At 64.6% G+C, this 14946-nt stretch carries 13 protein-coding genes; 5 read left to right on the top strand and 8 right to left on the bottom strand.

From position 1 onward, the window contains the following. Positions 1 to 148 precede the first annotated feature (148 nt). The 5 genes from W930_RS0101795 to cysS all read right to left on the bottom strand — a co-directional run bounded on the left by W930_RS0101795 (position 149) and on the right by cysS (position 6930). Complete coding sequence (locus W930_RS0101795; RefSeq protein WP_023596567.1) at positions 149 to 1399, bottom strand: aspartate kinase; 1251 nt, start codon at positions 1397 to 1399, stop codon at positions 149 to 151. A 231-nt stretch (positions 1400 to 1630) separates the two neighbouring features. Further along, on the bottom strand, positions 1631 to 3085 hold the full coding sequence (tilS, locus tag W930_RS0101790; protein ID WP_028730754.1) for a tRNA lysidine(34) synthetase TilS: 1455 nt from the start codon (positions 3083 to 3085) through the stop codon (positions 1631 to 1633). A gap of 115 nt (positions 3086 to 3200) precedes the next feature. Then, positions 3201 to 4169 (bottom strand): acetyl-CoA carboxylase carboxyltransferase subunit alpha, encoded by a 969-nt coding sequence (locus tag W930_RS0101785; protein ID WP_023596569.1) that lies wholly within the window; start codon positions 4167 to 4169, stop codon positions 3201 to 3203. 154 nt (positions 4170 to 4323) lie between these two features. Further along, entirely contained in the window at positions 4324 to 5502 is a 1179-nt protein-coding gene (locus tag W930_RS0101780) for a DNA-3-methyladenine glycosylase (RefSeq protein ID WP_028730753.1), read from the bottom strand. Between the two features lie 24 nt (positions 5503 to 5526). Next, positions 5527 to 6930 carry a cysteine--tRNA ligase gene (gene cysS / locus W930_RS0101775; protein ID WP_023873911.1) on the bottom strand — a complete coding sequence of 468 codons (1404 nt, stop codon included), beginning with the start codon at positions 6928 to 6930 and terminating at the stop codon, positions 5527 to 5529. A gap of 291 nt (positions 6931 to 7221) precedes the next feature. Between cysS and W930_RS25610 the strand changes: the two genes are divergently transcribed. The 4 genes from W930_RS25610 (at position 7222) to W930_RS0101755 (ending at position 10018) form a co-directional block, all read left to right on the top strand. Beyond that, positions 7222 to 7926: a tetratricopeptide repeat protein gene (locus W930_RS25610; RefSeq protein ID WP_023873910.1), complete on the top strand. Its 705-nt coding sequence runs from the start codon at positions 7222 to 7224 to the stop codon at positions 7924 to 7926. A gap of 83 nt (positions 7927 to 8009) precedes the next feature. After that, positions 8010 to 8597, top strand: coding sequence for a peptidylprolyl isomerase (locus W930_RS0101765; protein ID WP_024788397.1), 588 nt, complete (start codon positions 8010 to 8012; stop codon positions 8595 to 8597). 44 nt (positions 8598 to 8641) lie between these two features. Next, positions 8642 to 9136, top strand: coding sequence for a peptidylprolyl isomerase (locus W930_RS0101760; protein WP_023596574.1), 495 nt, complete (start codon positions 8642 to 8644; stop codon positions 9134 to 9136). 24 nt (positions 9137 to 9160) lie between these two features. After that, positions 9161 to 10018, top strand: a complete 858-nt coding sequence (locus W930_RS0101755; RefSeq protein WP_063504853.1) for a UDP-2,3-diacylglucosamine diphosphatase — start codon at positions 9161 to 9163, stop codon at positions 10016 to 10018. A 13-nt stretch (positions 10019 to 10031) separates the two neighbouring features. Here W930_RS0101755 and cysE read toward each other — a convergent pair whose 3' ends face one another. Together cysE and W930_RS0101745 are read right to left on the bottom strand one after the other, a co-directional pair. Beyond that, positions 10032 to 10811: a serine O-acetyltransferase gene (gene cysE, locus W930_RS0101750; RefSeq protein ID WP_023596576.1), complete on the bottom strand. Its 780-nt coding sequence runs from the start codon at positions 10809 to 10811 to the stop codon at positions 10032 to 10034. Between the two features lie 310 nt (positions 10812 to 11121). After that, positions 11122 to 11931, bottom strand: coding sequence for an RNA methyltransferase (locus W930_RS0101745; RefSeq protein ID WP_023873907.1), 810 nt, complete (start codon positions 11929 to 11931; stop codon positions 11122 to 11124). 393 nt (positions 11932 to 12324) lie between these two features. Between W930_RS0101745 and W930_RS0101740 the strand changes: the two genes are divergently transcribed. Then, the gene (locus W930_RS0101740; RefSeq protein WP_023596578.1) at positions 12325 to 13185 is read left to right on the top strand and encodes an inositol monophosphatase family protein; all 861 of its coding nucleotides are present in this window, start codon (positions 12325 to 12327) and stop codon (positions 13183 to 13185) included. 204 nt (positions 13186 to 13389) lie between these two features. On the opposite strand, the gene gltX is transcribed toward W930_RS0101740, so the two are convergent. Then, entirely contained in the window at positions 13390 to 14781 is a 1392-nt protein-coding gene (gene gltX / locus W930_RS0101735; protein WP_023596579.1) for a glutamate--tRNA ligase, read from the bottom strand. Positions 14782 to 14946: the final 165 nt, after the last annotated feature.

Below are 14946 nucleotides of genomic sequence, written 5' to 3'. Positions count from 1 at the left end.
AAATCCAACTTTTTTTGCGTACGTGTCATGCACTCGACACGTTAGGGGATTTTTCTGCGCATCACCTGACACCACGGCGCGCATTTCGCGCTTCGGGCCGCACACCTCGCACAGATATGCGGCACCGGTCTTCACGACGCCGGATCGCTTATGCCTGATCGAGCTCGAACGCCTTGTGCAGCGCGCGCACTGCGAGCTCCATGTACTTCTCGTCGATCAGCACCGAGATCTTGATTTCCGACGTCGAAATCAACTGGATGTTGATGCCCTCTTCCGACAGCGTGCGGAACGCCTTGCTGGCGATTCCGACGTGCGAGCGCATGCCCACGCCGACGATCGAGACCTTCGAGACCTTCGGGTCACCCACGACTTCCGCCGCACCGATGTGACCCTGCACGTCGTTCTGCAGCAATGCCATGGCGCGCTGATATTCGCCGCGCGGCACCGTGAACGTGAAGTCGGTCTTCCCCTCGACGCTCAGGTTCTGGATGATCATGTCGACATCGATGTTCGCGTCGGCGATCGGGCCGAGGATCTGATAGGCAATGCCCGGGCGATCCGGCACGCCGCGCACGGTGATCTTGGCCTCGTCGCGCTGGAATGCGATACCCGAGATGATGGCCTTTTCCATTTGTTCGTCTTCCTCAAAAGTAATCAGCGTGCCCGAGCGCGCTTCTTCGTCGAGCGCGATCATCGGATCGGTCAGGCTCGAGAGCACACGAGTCTTGACCTGGTACTTGCCGGCAAACTCCACCGAGCGGATCTGCAGCACCTTCGAGCCGAGGCTGGCCATTTCCAGCATCTCTTCGAAAGTGACCTTGTCCAGACGGCGCGCTTCGTCCACCACGCGCGGATCGGTCGTGTACACGCCGTCGACGTCGGTGTAGATCAGGCATTCGTCGGCCTTGAGCGCGGCCGCCACGGCCACGGCCGAGGTGTCGGAGCCGCCGCGACCGAGCGTGGTCACGTTGCCGTTCGGATCGATCCCCTGGAAGCCGGTAATGACCACCACGCGTCCGGCGTCGAGATCGGCCATCACGCGCTTGTCGTCGATTTCCGAAATGCGGGCCTTCGTGAAAGCACTGTCGGTCTTGATCGGTACTTGCCAGCCGGCGTAGCTCACGGCATCGACGCCCGCTTCCTTGAGGGCAATCGCCAGCAGGCCAACGCTCACCTGCTCGCCGGTGGCGGCAATGGCGTCGAGTTCGCGCGGGTCGGGTTGGGCCGAAATTTCCTTGGCCAGACCCAGCAGACGATTGGTCTCGCCGGACATCGCCGACGGCACCACCACCATCTTGTGACCGGCCTTGTGCCACTTGGCCACGCGCTTGGCGACATTCTTGATGCGCTCCACCGAGCCCATCGACGTGCCGCCGTATTTGTGTACGATCAGAGCCATAACATTGCTAACACATTGATTTAAAACCGTTTATGAATCCTGCGCGGATACCCTCGCCGGAGTATCGGTGACGTTTCGATTCGCGAACTTTTGATTATCGCACGAATGTATCGCGCCTGAGGCAGTTCGGCGCAGATTGCACTGCGCACACCGTCGCCGGCCGCACGCGGCGGCAGATTGTGCTGCATTTCGCAGACGTTTCGGAACGAGATGCTTCCGTGGCTGCGGCGCTCACGCCTCGTCGCGCCACGTCATTTGCCAGCGAGCACCGCCCTGCTCGCCCTGCGATCCGCCATCGATACCGAGGCGAGGCACGAAAAGGATCGCGTCGCCCTGCCAGACGATCGGCACGTTGCGCAACCACGCAGCGATGCCGCGACTCTGATACCAGTGCTTCAGCGAACGCGAGTGCCCCCGCGCATGCTGGCGCCACCGCTCGCCGCCCGCTCTCGCCCGCGCAACCAACGGCCGGGCACGCAGCACATGTTCGTCGACCGTCCCACCGGCGGCGGCCCCCGGGGTCGCCGGCGAGTTCGGTGAAAGCGGTGAAAGCGGTGAAAGCGGCGTGAAGACGATGCTTCCTTTCCACGCGGGCAGGCGCCACTCTCGCTCCCCTGACCAGCGCAACATCACGTCCGGCGCCACGTCGTCGCGACCGGCGGCGTCGTAGACGGCCGTCCACTGCAACGCATCGCGATACAGACGCAACACGGCGTCGCCGTGCGGCAATTCAAGCGACGCGTCGACATGCGCATCGCGAATCTGGCGAACCCACTCGTCGAGTCGCGCCTCCGGGGGCGTCGCCAGGCCGCGGCGCGCCGCCCAGAACCGCAACAGGTTGGCAAGCCTTGCGGCATCGAGCGACTGCAACCGGCTGCGCTGCAATCGTTCCCGCCCGTCCCCATGCGCATCGCACGGCACGCAGGCCATGTCGAAGTCGAGTTGCGCCAGCTGGTCGAGCAGTGTTTGGGCTTGCGCCGCGTGGCGCGCGAATCGCGCAAGCGTCTCGCGATACGCGGGCACATGCCGTGCGATGGCGGGCATGACATCGTGGCGAAGCGCGTTGCGCAAATACTGGCGATCCTCGTTCGACGGATCCTCGACCCAGGACAATGAGCGCGCCTTCGCGTACGCATGCATCGTCTCGCGCGAGACATCGAGCAAAGGGCGCAGCAAACGCGTGCGGGTCGCCTCGCGTGCGGCGCCCGGCAACGACCCTTCCACGGCCATCGCCGCCACCCCCGGCAAACCGGCGCCGCGCAGCATCTGCAACAGGACGGTTTCCGCCTGATCATTCGCGTGGTGCGCCGTGAGCAGTGCGTCGATGTCGTGCTCGCGGCAACTCGCCGCAAGCGCCTCGTAACGCAAGGCGCGTGCCGCACCTTCGGTGCCCTGACGGGCGTCTCGCGGCACGTCGACCCGATGCGATGCGAAAGCGAAGCCGCGCATACGCGCCTCGCGCTCGCATATCGCAAGCCAATCGTCAGCGTGAGGAGACAATCCGTGATGAATGTGGACGGCCAGCGGCTGGGCTACCGCGTCGCCGGCCTGACGTCTCGCGTGCACCCAACGGGCGAGCGCGTCGAGCAACACCATCGAGTCCAGCCCGCCGCTCAGGGCCAGCGCGAGACGCGGCGTGCCGGGCGTGCCGGGCGTGGCGAGCGCCATGCGCAACGCGACGTCCACATGTGCAACTGCCGCGTCGCATCGGGGGGATGCGAACGCGGCAGTGGATGAATCGTGATGTGGCATCGGATTCGGCGTCATCGCCACCAAGGGCGACGACGCATCGGCCATCGAATTACTTCGCGCCGGCTTCCTTGAATTTGCCATAAGTCATCAGGCGCTCGAAGCGGCGCTCGAGCAACTCCTTGTGGCTCATGCCCTGGAACTGACGCAGCGAATCGGCCAGTGCGCGCTTGAGCATGCCGGCCATGCCGAGCGGATCGCGATGCGCGCCGCCCAGCGGCTCATTGATGATCTTGTCGATCAGGCCAAGCGCCTTCAGGCGGTGCGCCGTCAGGCCCAGGGCTTCCGCGGCCTCGGGCGCCTTGGCGGCACTCTTCCACAGGATGGATGCGCAACCTTCGGGCGAGATGACCGAGTAGGTCGAGAACTGCAACATCATGACCGTATCGGCGACGGCCACGGCCAACGCACCGCCCGAACCGCCCTCGCCGATGATCGTGGTGATGATCGGCGTCTTGAGTTCGGTCATCACGTACAGGTTGCGACCGATGGCCTCCGACTGACCACGCTCTTCGGCGTCGATGCCCGGATAGGCCCCCGGCGTATCGACGAACGTGAAGATCGGCAGGCCGAACTTCTCGGCGAGCTTCATCAGGCGCATGGCCTTGCGATAGCCCTCCGGTCGCGGCATGCCGAAATTGCGCATGGCGCGCTCCTTCGTGTCGCGCCCCTTCTGGTGACCGATCACCATGCAGGCCTGACCGTTGAAACGCGCCATGCCGCCCACGATCGCGTGATCGTCCGAGAAGGCCCGGTCGCCATGCAGTTCGTGGAAGTCGGTAAAGATGTCGCGAATGTAGTCAAGCGTATACGGACGCTGCGGGTGACGCGAAATTTGCGAAACCTGCCACGGCGACAGGTTCGTATAGATGTCTTTGGTGAGCTGCTGGCTCTTCTTGGAGAGGCGCTCGATCTCTTCGGAAATATCGACGGCGGAGTCGTCTTGCACGAAGCGCAGCTCTTCAATCTTCGCTTCGAGCTCGGCGATCGGCTGTTCAAAATCCAAAAAGGTGTTCTTCATCAGGTTTCCCCGGAAATGCGGCAGCGTATTGTACCGCCGGCAACGTCTACCCGGTCGACATAGACAACTTTCATCGACTCGCAACTCACAATAGACGTCAATAATGGCTGGATGAAACGGAATGGACGCGGATTATACGTCCTGGGCAAAACAATCAGTATTCGACCGGCACCGGTTCGAGACTTCGCCACATGTACCACGTGGCGACGGAGCGCCACGGCTCCCAGTTGGCGGCCACTTCACGCGCTTCGCTGCGCGTGACGGGTTCGCCGCTGAAATAGTTGACGCTGATGGCATTGATCAGCCCCACGTCGTCGAGCGGAAGCACATCGGGGCGCATGAGGTTGAACATCAGAAACATCTCCGCCGTCCAGCGGCCGATGCCGCGAATGCCGGTCAATTCGGCGATAACGGCCTCGTCTTCCATGCTCGCCCAGGCGTCGACGTGCAGCGCGCCCGATTTGAAATGCGTGGCCAGGTCGAGGATGTATTCGGCCTTGCGGCGCGACAGCCCGCACCCGGCAAGCGCGTCATGACCGGCCTTCATGAACTGCGCCGGGGTGAGCTTCGGACAGACCGCCACCACGCGATCCCACACGGACTGTGCGGCCTTCACGGAAATCTGCTGACCGACAATGGAGCGCGCCAGCGTGACGAACGGCTCGCCGCGCCCGGTCAGATGCGCAGGGCCAAACTGCGGAATCAATTTCTTGAGAATGCGGTCGCGCCGCATCAGATCGGCGCACGCCTGATCCCAGAAGTCGGGGCGCGTTGCGCCCGGCGCGACCGGTAGCGGCACCACGCCCGTCACCGCCTCCTCGACGACATCGTGCTCGATGCGTTCGATCTCCGGCGTGACGATGCGCGTTTCACCGTCGCGCTTCGCGATGACTCGGCGCGCGGTAGCCGCGCCGGCCGCCGCACCCGAGGCCCCGGATGACGCAGGCGCCGTGCGGGACGACTTCGACGCCACTCTCGATGCGACCTTCCGAGGTGTATTCGCACCCGTCTTCGTCGGCGCCTTGACGGACTCCCTGGCCGACACCTTCGCAGGTGTCTTGGCCGGCACCTTCACTGCCGGCCTCGGCGCTGCCTTCCGGGCGTCCTTGCGCGCGACCTTCGGGGAGACTTGCGGCGCCGCCGAGCGCGCACTGCCGGCCTTGGTCGCCGTGGCGGTCTTTCCCCCGGCCTTGGCCACGGTCGTCTTGCCGTCGGACTTGGTCACGCCCTTGGCGGGCGCAGGTCGCACCGACGCCGCCCTGGCGGGCTTCGTTGCGCCCCTGGCGGGAGATTGGGTCGCGGTCTTCGCGGCCACGGATTTACGAGTCACCATGAGTTTTGTCTCGATGCGCCGCGCTCAGGCACGACGCCATTCGGTGGCGCCTCCGGGACGATCTTCCAGCACGATACCTTCGGACAGCAGCTCCGCACGAATACGATCGGCCTCGGCGAAATTGCGATCGCGCTTGGCCTGCGCACGTGCCTCGATGCGCGCCTCGACGGAAGCTCGCAGCGCATCGCCGTCACCGGCCGATTCCGCCCCCGTCGCCCCTTGCAGGAACGACTGCGGATCGCGCCCGAGCAGCCCCAGCGTGGCCGCCAGCCCCTGGAGCTGGCGCACCAGCACGGGATCGCACTGTCGGTTGATTTCGCCGGCGAGTTCGAAGAGGACGGCGATGGCCACCGGCGTGTTGAAGTCGTCGTTCATGGCCGCGGCGAAACGCTGTGCGAATGCCTCGTTCCAATCCAGCGGCGCGCCGTCGCCCACGGCGTCCTTGAGTGCCGTGTACAACCGCGTGAGACCGCTACGCGCGTCATCGAGATGCGCGTCGCTGTAATTGAGCGGGCTGCGATACTGGGCACGAAGAATGAAGAAGCGCACGACTTCCGCGTCGAACTTCTCGAGCACCTCGCGGATCGTGAAGAAATTGCCCAGCGACTTGGACATCTTCTCGTTGTCCACGCGCACGAAGCCGTTGTGCAGCCAGTAATTCACGAACGTCTCGCCCGTCGCGCCCTCGCTCTGCGCGATTTCATTCTCGTGGTGCGGGAACTGCAGGTCGGCACCGCCGCCATGAATGTCGAAGTGATTGCCCAGCAGCTGGCAGCTCATCGCCGAGCATTCGATATGCCAGCCGGGACGGCCCTCGCCCCACGGCGACGCCCACTTGGACTCCTCGGGCTCGGTATCCTTCGCGCGCTTCCACAGCACGAAATCGAGCGGATCCTGCTTCGACGCATTGGCCGCCACGCGCTCGCCCGCACGCAGGTCCTCGATCGACTTGCCGGACAGCTGTCCGTAGCCGGCGAACTTGCGAACCGCATAGTTCACGTCGCCGTCGTCGGCCTGATAGGCGTACCCGTTGCGCTGCAGCGCGCCGATCATGTCCACCATCCGGGGAATGAAGTCGGTCGCACGCGGCTCGTGATCGGGACGCTGCACACCGAGCGCGTCGGCGTCTTCATGCATGGCGGCAATGAACCGCGTGGTGAGTTCGCGCAGCGTCTCGCCGTTCTCGACGGCGCGCTTGATGATCTTGTCGTCGATGTCGGTGATGTTGCGCACATAGGTCACCCGATACCCGAGCGTGCGCAGCCAGCGCTGCACCATGTCGAACACCACCATCACGCGCGCATGACCGACGTGACAGTAGTCGTACACCGTCATGCCGCAGACATACATGCGGACTTCGCCGGGAACAAGAGGTACGAACGGCTGTTTGTCTCGCGCGAGCGAGTTGTAGACGCGGAGTGAATCCATAGATAAGCGCTTGACCATCGTCGCAGCGGGCGCCAGCAGCGCCGGACGCTGCGACGATGTCGGGCGCATCGCCACATGCCGTGACGGGAGCGACATCGCGAGGCGGGCTGCGCGCCGTGCGGTAGAAAAAACGAACCTGCGAACCGAATCCGCCACCACTTCACGAAAGACCGGGAGAAATGGCGCGGGACGAGCGCAGGTGTTTTGTTAGAATGCGGCCGAGTATAGCATCTCTTGCGCACCTCTCAGGTATCCCAAGCACCCACTATGACGCAACGAAGCCGGTCACTTTTGCCCCCTGCAACGCGCCTTCTCTCCCGCCTTCGCCCGGCCGCGGCCATCGCGCGAAGCCCCCGTGCCCTCACGCTCGCGGGCGCCACCCTGGGTCTGGCGGGCGTGCTGTTCGCGCTGCCCGCCGGTGCGCAGGCCATCATCGATCCGCCGCCGCCCGCGCCGCTGCAAACCCCGCAGCAGGCCAGCGAGTCGGCCATCAACAAGCTGGTCGACGCCGGCAAGTTCAACGACGCCCTGACCAGGATCGACGAACATCTGAAGCAGTACCCGCGCGACGCGCAGGTGCGCTTCACGCGCGGTCGTGTGCTCATGGAAATGGGCCGTAACGCGGAAGCCATCGACGACTTCACCGCACTCACCCAGGATTTCCCGGAACTGCCCGAGCCATACAACAATCTCGCGGCGCTGTACGCGCAGGCAGGCGAGTACGACAAGGCGCGCGCCGCCCTGGAAAACGCGATCCGCAATAATCCAGGCTTCGCCGTGGCGTACGCCAACCTGGGTGACATCTACGCCAAGCTTGCGCAACAGGCTTATCAGAAATCGCTCAGGCTCGCGCCCACGGCGCGCGTGTCGAACCGCGAGAAGCTGCTCTCGGACATGCTTGCCCCACAACGCGCCAAGCCGGTCAGCCAGGCACCCGCGCCGGCGAAATCGGGCGAGGCCGGCGCACTCAAAAACATCGGCAAGTCGGGAAATTGAGAACCCGGCGCCCGCCTGCGAATCGAATCGAACTCGATCGCCCCTTCCTCGCAACGGAGACACTCATGTCCTTTCCGAATCGCCTGCGTCGCGCGCTGCTCGGCAGCGCCGGCACCTTCATCGTCGCCGCCGCCCTGTCGGGTGCGAGCGTGAGCGCGATGGCACAGAATGTGCAACCGCAGGTACTGTTCAAGACATCGGCCGGCAATTTCGTGGTCGAAGTCAATCCGAAGGCCGCTCCGAAGACTGTCGACAACTTCCTGCAATACGTCAACAGCGGCTTCTACAACGGCACGATCTTTCACCGCGTGATCAACAACTTCATGATCCAGGGCGGCGGCTTCACGCCCGACATGCAGCAAAAGCCCACGCGCGCGCCCGTGCCGATCGAATCGAAGAACGGCCTGAAGAATCTGACGGGCACCATCGCCATGGCGCGCACGTCCGATCCGAATTCCGCGACCGCGCAATTCTTCATCAATGTGAAGGATAATGCGTCATTGGATTACCCGAACCCCGACGGATATGGCTATACCGTATTCGGCAAAGTGGTGTCCGGCATGGATACCGTCGAGAAAATCAAGGGTGTTGCCACGACCCGCAGTGGCATGTACGCAGACGTGCCGGCCACGCCGGTCGTGATCGAATCGGCCAGCGTGGTCAAGCGCTGAAATCCTCCGGCCCACAGGGACCATTTCTTCAGAAGGAAAGCATCATGGTTGAACTGCAAACGAATCACGGCGTCATCCGCATCGAACTGGACGCCGCCAAGGCGCCGAAGACGGTCGAGAACTTCCTGAACTACGTCAAGAAGGGCTTCTACGACAACACGGTGTTCCACCGCGTAATCAACGGCTTCATGATCCAGGGCGGCGGCTTCGAACCGGGCATGAAGCAAAAGCAGACGGACGCCCCGATCGAGAACGAAGCCAACAACGGCCTGAAGAACGACAAGTACACGCTGGCCATGGCCCGCACGAACGATCCGCACTCGGCCACGGCGCAGTTCTTCATCAACGTGAATGACAACGACTTCCTGAACCACAGCTCGCCCACGCCGCAAGGCTGGGGCTACGCCGTGTTCGGCAAGGTCGTCCAAGGCCAGGAGATCGTCGACCAGATCAAGGGCGTGCAGACCGGATCGAAGGGCTTTCACCAGGACGTGCCGGTCGAGGACGTCATCATCGAGAAAGCAGTGATCGTCGCGTAAGCCACCTGCCGACTGCGACAATCGATGCCCGTATCGACTGCGCGGTGCCCGCAATGCCCTGTGACACCTCGGGGCGACGGGCCCGCGCTTTTCATTTCCGATCTTCACCTCTCGCCGGCGCTGCCGCGTACGGTGCAAGTCTTCGAGGACTTCCTGCGCGGCCCCGCGCGCGAAGCGTCCGTGCTTTTCATTCTCGGCGATCTGTTCGAATACTGGATCGGCGACGACATGCTCGGCGCCGACCTGCCACCCCGCCTCGCCCCCCCTGCCCCTGAAGTGTCCGGCCCCGAACCCCTGGGTGCGTTCGCCCGTCGCATGACGGCGGCCATGGCGGAATTGTCGGCAAGCGGTGTGCCCATCGCCGTGATGCGCGGCAACCGCGATTTCCTGCTCGGCGCGCGATTCGCCCGTGCCGCCGGTGCGGTAATGCTCGACGATCCGTGCGTCTTTTCGTTTCTGGGTCAGGCGCTCGTGCTCAGTCACGGCGACCAGTTGTGCACCGATGACGTTGGGTATCAGCGCTTTCGCCGCATTGCCCACTCGCCGCTCGGCAAGCGCTTTTTCCTGAGCCTGCCGCTGCGCCTGCGCATGGCGATCGCGGAGCGCGTGCGGCGGCGTAGCGCCGCCAAGGGTGCGCACCGCATGGGTTACGCGGACGCCAACGCCCACGCCATCGACGCACTGCTCGACGCCGCCGGCGAGCGCACGCTCGTGCACGGCCACACGCATCGGCCCGCGCGGCATGCCCACGGGCGTCGCGTTCGGTGGGTGCTACCCGACTGGGAGTTCGACGTGGCGCCCCCGCGCGGCGGCTATCTGCAATGGGATGCGCGCGGGTTGCGCGCCGTCGACCTCTCGCCCTCCCAGCCTTCTCAGCCCTGACGGCGCACGTCCGTCACATGTCCTGGATTTCCTTGCCGAGCTTGCGCAGCTCGGCGGTATCGATCTTGCTCGCGCCGAGCGCTTCGAGGTGTGCGCCGAGCTGATTGAGCGCCGCCACCATGACATCGATCTTGTGTGCCTGGTCGGTCGCGTTCTCGATCAACCCATGGATGGCCAGCGATACGGGATCGTCGGCGTTCGGCGCGATGCCGTACGCCGAGAACTCCGCCTTGCGTCCCTGATCATCCCGCCTTGCCTGCGCATCGTCCTTCGGCGCGTTCGGACGAATGACGCGCGCCGGATTCCCCACGGCGGTACCGCCCGCGGGCACGGCCTTGACGACGACGGCGTTCGAGCCGATCTTCGCCCCTTCGCCGACCGTGAAGCCACCCAGCACCTTGGCACCCGCGCCGACGATGACACCGGCCTCCAGCGTCGGGTGGCGCTTGGCGCCGCGCGCCAGCGATGTCCCCCCGAGCGTGACGCCCTGGTAGATCGTGCAATCGTCGCCGATAACGGCAGTCTCGCCGATCACCACCCCCATCCCGTGATCGATGAAGACCCGGCGACCCAACGTCGCGCCCGGATGGATTTCGATCCCGGTGAGAAAGCGGGCGTACTGCGAGACGTATCGACCGAGCCACTTGAAGCCCGACGTCCAGCACGCGTGCGCCACGCGATGCAGCATGACGGCGTGCAAGCCGGGGTAGCACGTGAGGACTTCCCAGTTGCTGCGGGCGGCGGGATCCTTTTGCCGGATGGCGGCGATATCTTCGCGAAGACGAGTGAACATGAGCCTGATTCGATCCTGTGAAGCGCTTCCCGCCCACCCGGCAGAGGAGCGGCGGATCGGCGCGGAGGGTGATGTCTGGAGCAAGGGCACCGGCCGTGATCGGCGGGCGTTGCAGTGCGGTGTGAGTGACGGCGGCGCACGCAGCGGCGCAGGTCACTCGGGTCGGCGCAGGGCTAACAGTGCACGTGATAAGGCAGGGAGGCGGCGCAACGCTGGCGCAAACGGTTCATATCCGCGAAGGCTGATGAGCTTATGACGGGAAATTGTATGGCGTTTTCGCGAAGTTTGCAGGCGCGCAAGGTGCGCCACCTCAGCGGCGCACCTTGCGCTCGAGGATGTGCTTCGCGATACCCCGGAGGATGTTGACTTCCTCGCGCTCCAGATGACTCTTGGCGAAGAGCCGGCGCAGGCGCGTCATGAGCTTCTTCGGATTGTCGGGATCGAGGAAATCGAGGTCGACGAGCGCTCGCTCCAGGTGCGCGAGCATGCCCTCGACGTCGTCGCGCGTGGCGAGCGCCTCGTGCCCCGTGGCATCGATGACCGCGGGCGCCACGATCGGCGTGTTCATCGGCTCGCCCCGTTCGTGCGCCAGACACGCGAGGCGCACTTCGTAGGCGATCAGTTGCACCGCCTGGGAAAGATTCAACGAGCTGTACACCGGGTTGGCGGGGATGTGCACCAGCGCGTTGCAACGCTCCACGTCGGCATTCGAAAGTCCGGTGCGCTCGCTGCCGAAGACGAACGCGACAGTCTCGCCCTGCCCCGCGTGCTGCACCGCCATCGCGGCGCTCTCGCGCGGCTCGGCGTTGGGTGGTCCGTATTCGCGCGAACGCGCGGAGAGCGCCACCGCCCAGCTCACGCCCGCCAATGCGGCGTCGAGGTCGGCCACGACCCGCGCGTTGGCCAGCACGTCGTCGGCCCCGCTCGCAAGCGCCACCGCGTCCGGATCGCGCAGAACGTCCGCCCCGGCACGCGGCGCGGCCAGCACGAGACTGCCGAACCCCATCGTCTTGATCGCCCGGGCTGCGGAGCCGACGTTCCCGGGATGGCTGGTCTCGTTGAGCACGAAACGCACTTGATCGAACAGTGGCGACGAATGAGTGGGAGCGGACAAAGGCATGGGACGGCGATGGTGGCGAAAAAACCTGATGAGGTGGAAAGGCAAGCACCCTGCGGGCGATCCGGCCCCCCTCAATGGGCGGCCCGGCGGCAAACGTCGCTATTTTGCCCTGAAATGCGCACGCTGCGGGCCGACTTACATGGCCCGCCCCCCAACGAAGGGTCCCTCGGCAAAACGTGAAAAAGGGTCAGAATCCACAGACACGCCAGCGCGTCGGCCGTATTTTTGTTAGAATGCGCGTTTTCGCCCGGCAATCGCCTCGACACCTTCGGGGGGTCGTGCTTGTCGGGCATCGCTCTTGCTCAATTTGTTCGCTTTGTCTGCCATGCCTGCCGGCCCGCCCAGAGAATGGGTTGCGCGTATCGTCGGCGGTGGCCTTAACAGGAATCTGTCATGCAGCATCCCATGCTCAATATCGCGGTGAAGGCCGCGCGCCGCGCCGGCAACATCATCAGCCGTGCCTCCCTCGACATCGATACTGTCAAGGTCAGCAAGAAGCAGCACAATGACTTCGTGACGGAAGTGGACAAGGCGGCTGAGCTGGCGATCATCGAAACCCTCCTCCAGGCTTACCCCGACCACGCCATCCTTGCCGAAGAAACCGGCGAGGAACATGGCAATGGCGATTCGGAATATCAGTGGATCATCGATCCGCTCGATGGCACGACCAACTTCATTCATGGTCTGCCCTATTACTGCACTTCGATCGCGCTTGCCCACAAGGGTATCGTCTCGCAGGCCGTGATCTATGACCCGACGCGCAACGAACTCTTCACCGCCTCGCGCGGCCGGGGTGCGTTCCTCGACGGCAAGCGCATCCGGGTGTCGCGGCGCGATCGCCTGGCCGATGGCCTGATCGGCACCGGATTCCCGTTCCGCGATCTGCAGGGCGTGGAGAATTACCTCAAGATGTTCGGCACGATGACCGAGCATTGCGCCGGCATCCGACGCCCGGGCGCCGCCGCGCTCGATCTGGCGAACGTCGCCGCGGGCCGAATGGACGGCTTCTTCGAACAGGGTCTGAACGCCTGGGACATGGCCGCCGGCAGCCTGCTGATTACCGAGGCGGGGGGTCTGGTGGGCAATTACACCGGCGAATCGAACTTCCTGTTCGAAGGCGAGATCCTCGCGGGCAATCCGAAGATCTACGCGCAGATGGTCAACCTGCTCGAAGGCTACTCGCGCACGCAACGACCGGCGTCGACGAAGCGGGCGCCCGCCCCGGCCGCCAAGGAAGACGGCCCACAGGCGTAATCGGCACGCCGCCGCTCACGAACGGATAGCCAAGGGCCGCAACGTACCCTCGCGCCCCGCGTAAAAAACCCCGGCGATGCTCGCGCATCCCGGGGTTTTTGCATGGTACGTCGCCACGTCGCCACGTCGACACATCGGGCGCGGCGGCGTCCGCTTCAGCCGCGCTGGTCGCGCCGGTCGCGCTGGTCGCGATATCGGCGAGTGTCAGTTGCCAAGACGCGCCAGCACCGTGTCGCGGCCGAGCAACTCGAGCACGGCGTCGATCGACGGGGTGTGCGTGGTGCCGACCACCAGCAGACGCACCGGCATCGCGAGCTGCGGCATCTTCATCCCGTGCTGCGCGAGCGTCGCCTTGAACACCGGCGAGATCGCTTCCTTCTTCCACTCGGGCAGTGCCGCGAGCGCCGTGGCGAGATCCTTCACCGCGGCGCGTGCGGCGTCCGTCATGTGTTGCGCGAGGTCGGCGTCCGACGGCGCCGGCTTGCGATAGAACATTTCCGCGCTTTGCGCGATGTCCTTGACGGTATTCGCGCGGTCCTTGAACAGACCCACCACGCCGGAGAGCGACGGGCCGCCCTCGATCGACACGCCCGCCTTTTGCAGGAACGGCTCGGTCAACCCGGCCAGACGCTCGTTGTCGGCCTGCTTCAGGTACTGGTTGTTCAACCACAGCAGCTTTTCGGGATTGTGCTGCGCCGGCGACTTGCCCAGATGCTCGAGGTCGAACCAAGCGACGAACTGGTCGCGCGTGAAGACTTCCGCGTCGCCATGCGCCCAGCCGAGTCGGGCCAGATAGTTCACCACGGCCTCGGGCAGGAAGCCTTCTTCGCGGTACTGCACCACGCTCATGGCGCCATTGCGCTTGGACATCTTCTCGCCCTGGTCGTTGAGCACCGTGGGCAGATGCGCGTAGACCGGCGGCTGCTTGCCGAGCGCTTCGAAGATGTTGATCTGGCGCGGCGTGTTGTTCACGTGGTCGTCGCCGCGAATCACATGCGTGATGTCCATGTCGATGTCGTCCACGACCACGCAGAAGTTATACGTGGGCGTGCCATCCGGGCGCGCGATCACGAGATCGTCGAGTTCCTCGTTGGAGATTTCGATCCGCCCCTTGACCGCGTCCTCCCACACCACGCTGCCCGTGAGCGGGTTCTTGAAGCGCAGCACCGGCTGCACGCCCACGGGCGGCTCGGGCAGCACCTTGCCCGGCTCCGGACGCCAGCGGCCGTCGTAACGCGGCTTCTCGCCGCGCGCACGCTGCTGCTCGCGCAATTCGTCGAGTTCTTCCATGCTCATGTAGCACGGGTAGACGTGACCGGCAGCCTTCAATTGCGCGAGCACCTCGCGATAGCGATCCATGCGCTGCATCTGGTAGAACGGGCCCTCGTCATAGTCGAGACCGAGCCAGGCCATGCCCTCGAGAATGACCTGTACGGCTTCCGGGGTCGAGCGCTCGAGATCGGTGTCTTCGATGCGCAGCACGAACGCGCCGTGGTTGTGACGCGCGAACGCCCACGGATAGAGAGCGGAACGGATGTTGCCCAGATGGATGAATCCGGTCGGGCTAGGCGCAAAGCGGGTGCGGACAGTGGTCATGGTTTGGCTTCGGTGCATCGCGTCGGCAACAAACAAAAACGCCCGCGGCGGAAGGTCTCGCGCAGGCGGGTCGCCAACATTGGGAAGCCATCATTATATCAGCCGAGTGCGTGCATTCGCGGCACAGTCCGAGTGCGGCATCGGAATTTCCCGCCTTGCCCCTCG

Origin of the sequence: Pandoraea sp. E26 (genome assembly GCF_000681415.1) — a bacterium.
GTDB lineage: Bacteria > Pseudomonadota > Gammaproteobacteria > Burkholderiales > Burkholderiaceae > Pandoraea > Pandoraea pnomenusa.
Note: the sequence above shows the minus strand (reverse complement) of the source record. Positions and strands in the feature narration are given on the sequence as shown.

Excerpts from the sequence above, each read along its gene's own strand:
- cysS (WP_023873911.1), bottom strand. The coding sequence starts at position 6,930 with ATGGATTCACTCCGCGTCTACAACTCGCTCGCGCGAGACAAACAGCCG.
- W930_RS0101745 (WP_023873907.1), bottom strand. The coding sequence starts at position 11,931 with ATGCCTTTGTCCGCTCCCACTCATTCGTCGCCACTGTTCGATCAAGTG.
- W930_RS0101780 (WP_028730753.1), bottom strand. The coding sequence starts at position 5,502 with ATGGTGACTCGTAAATCCGTGGCCGCGAAGACCGCGACCCAATCTCCC.
- W930_RS0101740 (WP_023596578.1), top strand. The coding sequence starts at position 12,325 with ATGCAGCATCCCATGCTCAATATCGCGGTGAAGGCCGCGCGCCGCGCC.
- cysE (WP_023596576.1), bottom strand. The coding sequence starts at position 10,811 with ATGTTCACTCGTCTTCGCGAAGATATCGCCGCCATCCGGCAAAAGGAT.
- W930_RS0101760 (WP_023596574.1), top strand. The coding sequence starts at position 8,642 with ATGGTTGAACTGCAAACGAATCACGGCGTCATCCGCATCGAACTGGAC.
- W930_RS0101755 (WP_063504853.1), top strand. The coding sequence starts at position 9,161 with ATGCCCGTATCGACTGCGCGGTGCCCGCAATGCCCTGTGACACCTCGG.
- gltX (WP_023596579.1), bottom strand. The coding sequence starts at position 14,781 with ATGACCACTGTCCGCACCCGCTTTGCGCCTAGCCCGACCGGATTCATC.
- W930_RS0101795 (WP_023596567.1), bottom strand. The coding sequence starts at position 1,399 with ATGGCTCTGATCGTACACAAATACGGCGGCACGTCGATGGGCTCGGTG.
- W930_RS0101785 (WP_023596569.1), bottom strand. The coding sequence starts at position 4,169 with ATGAAGAACACCTTTTTGGATTTTGAACAGCCGATCGCCGAGCTCGAA.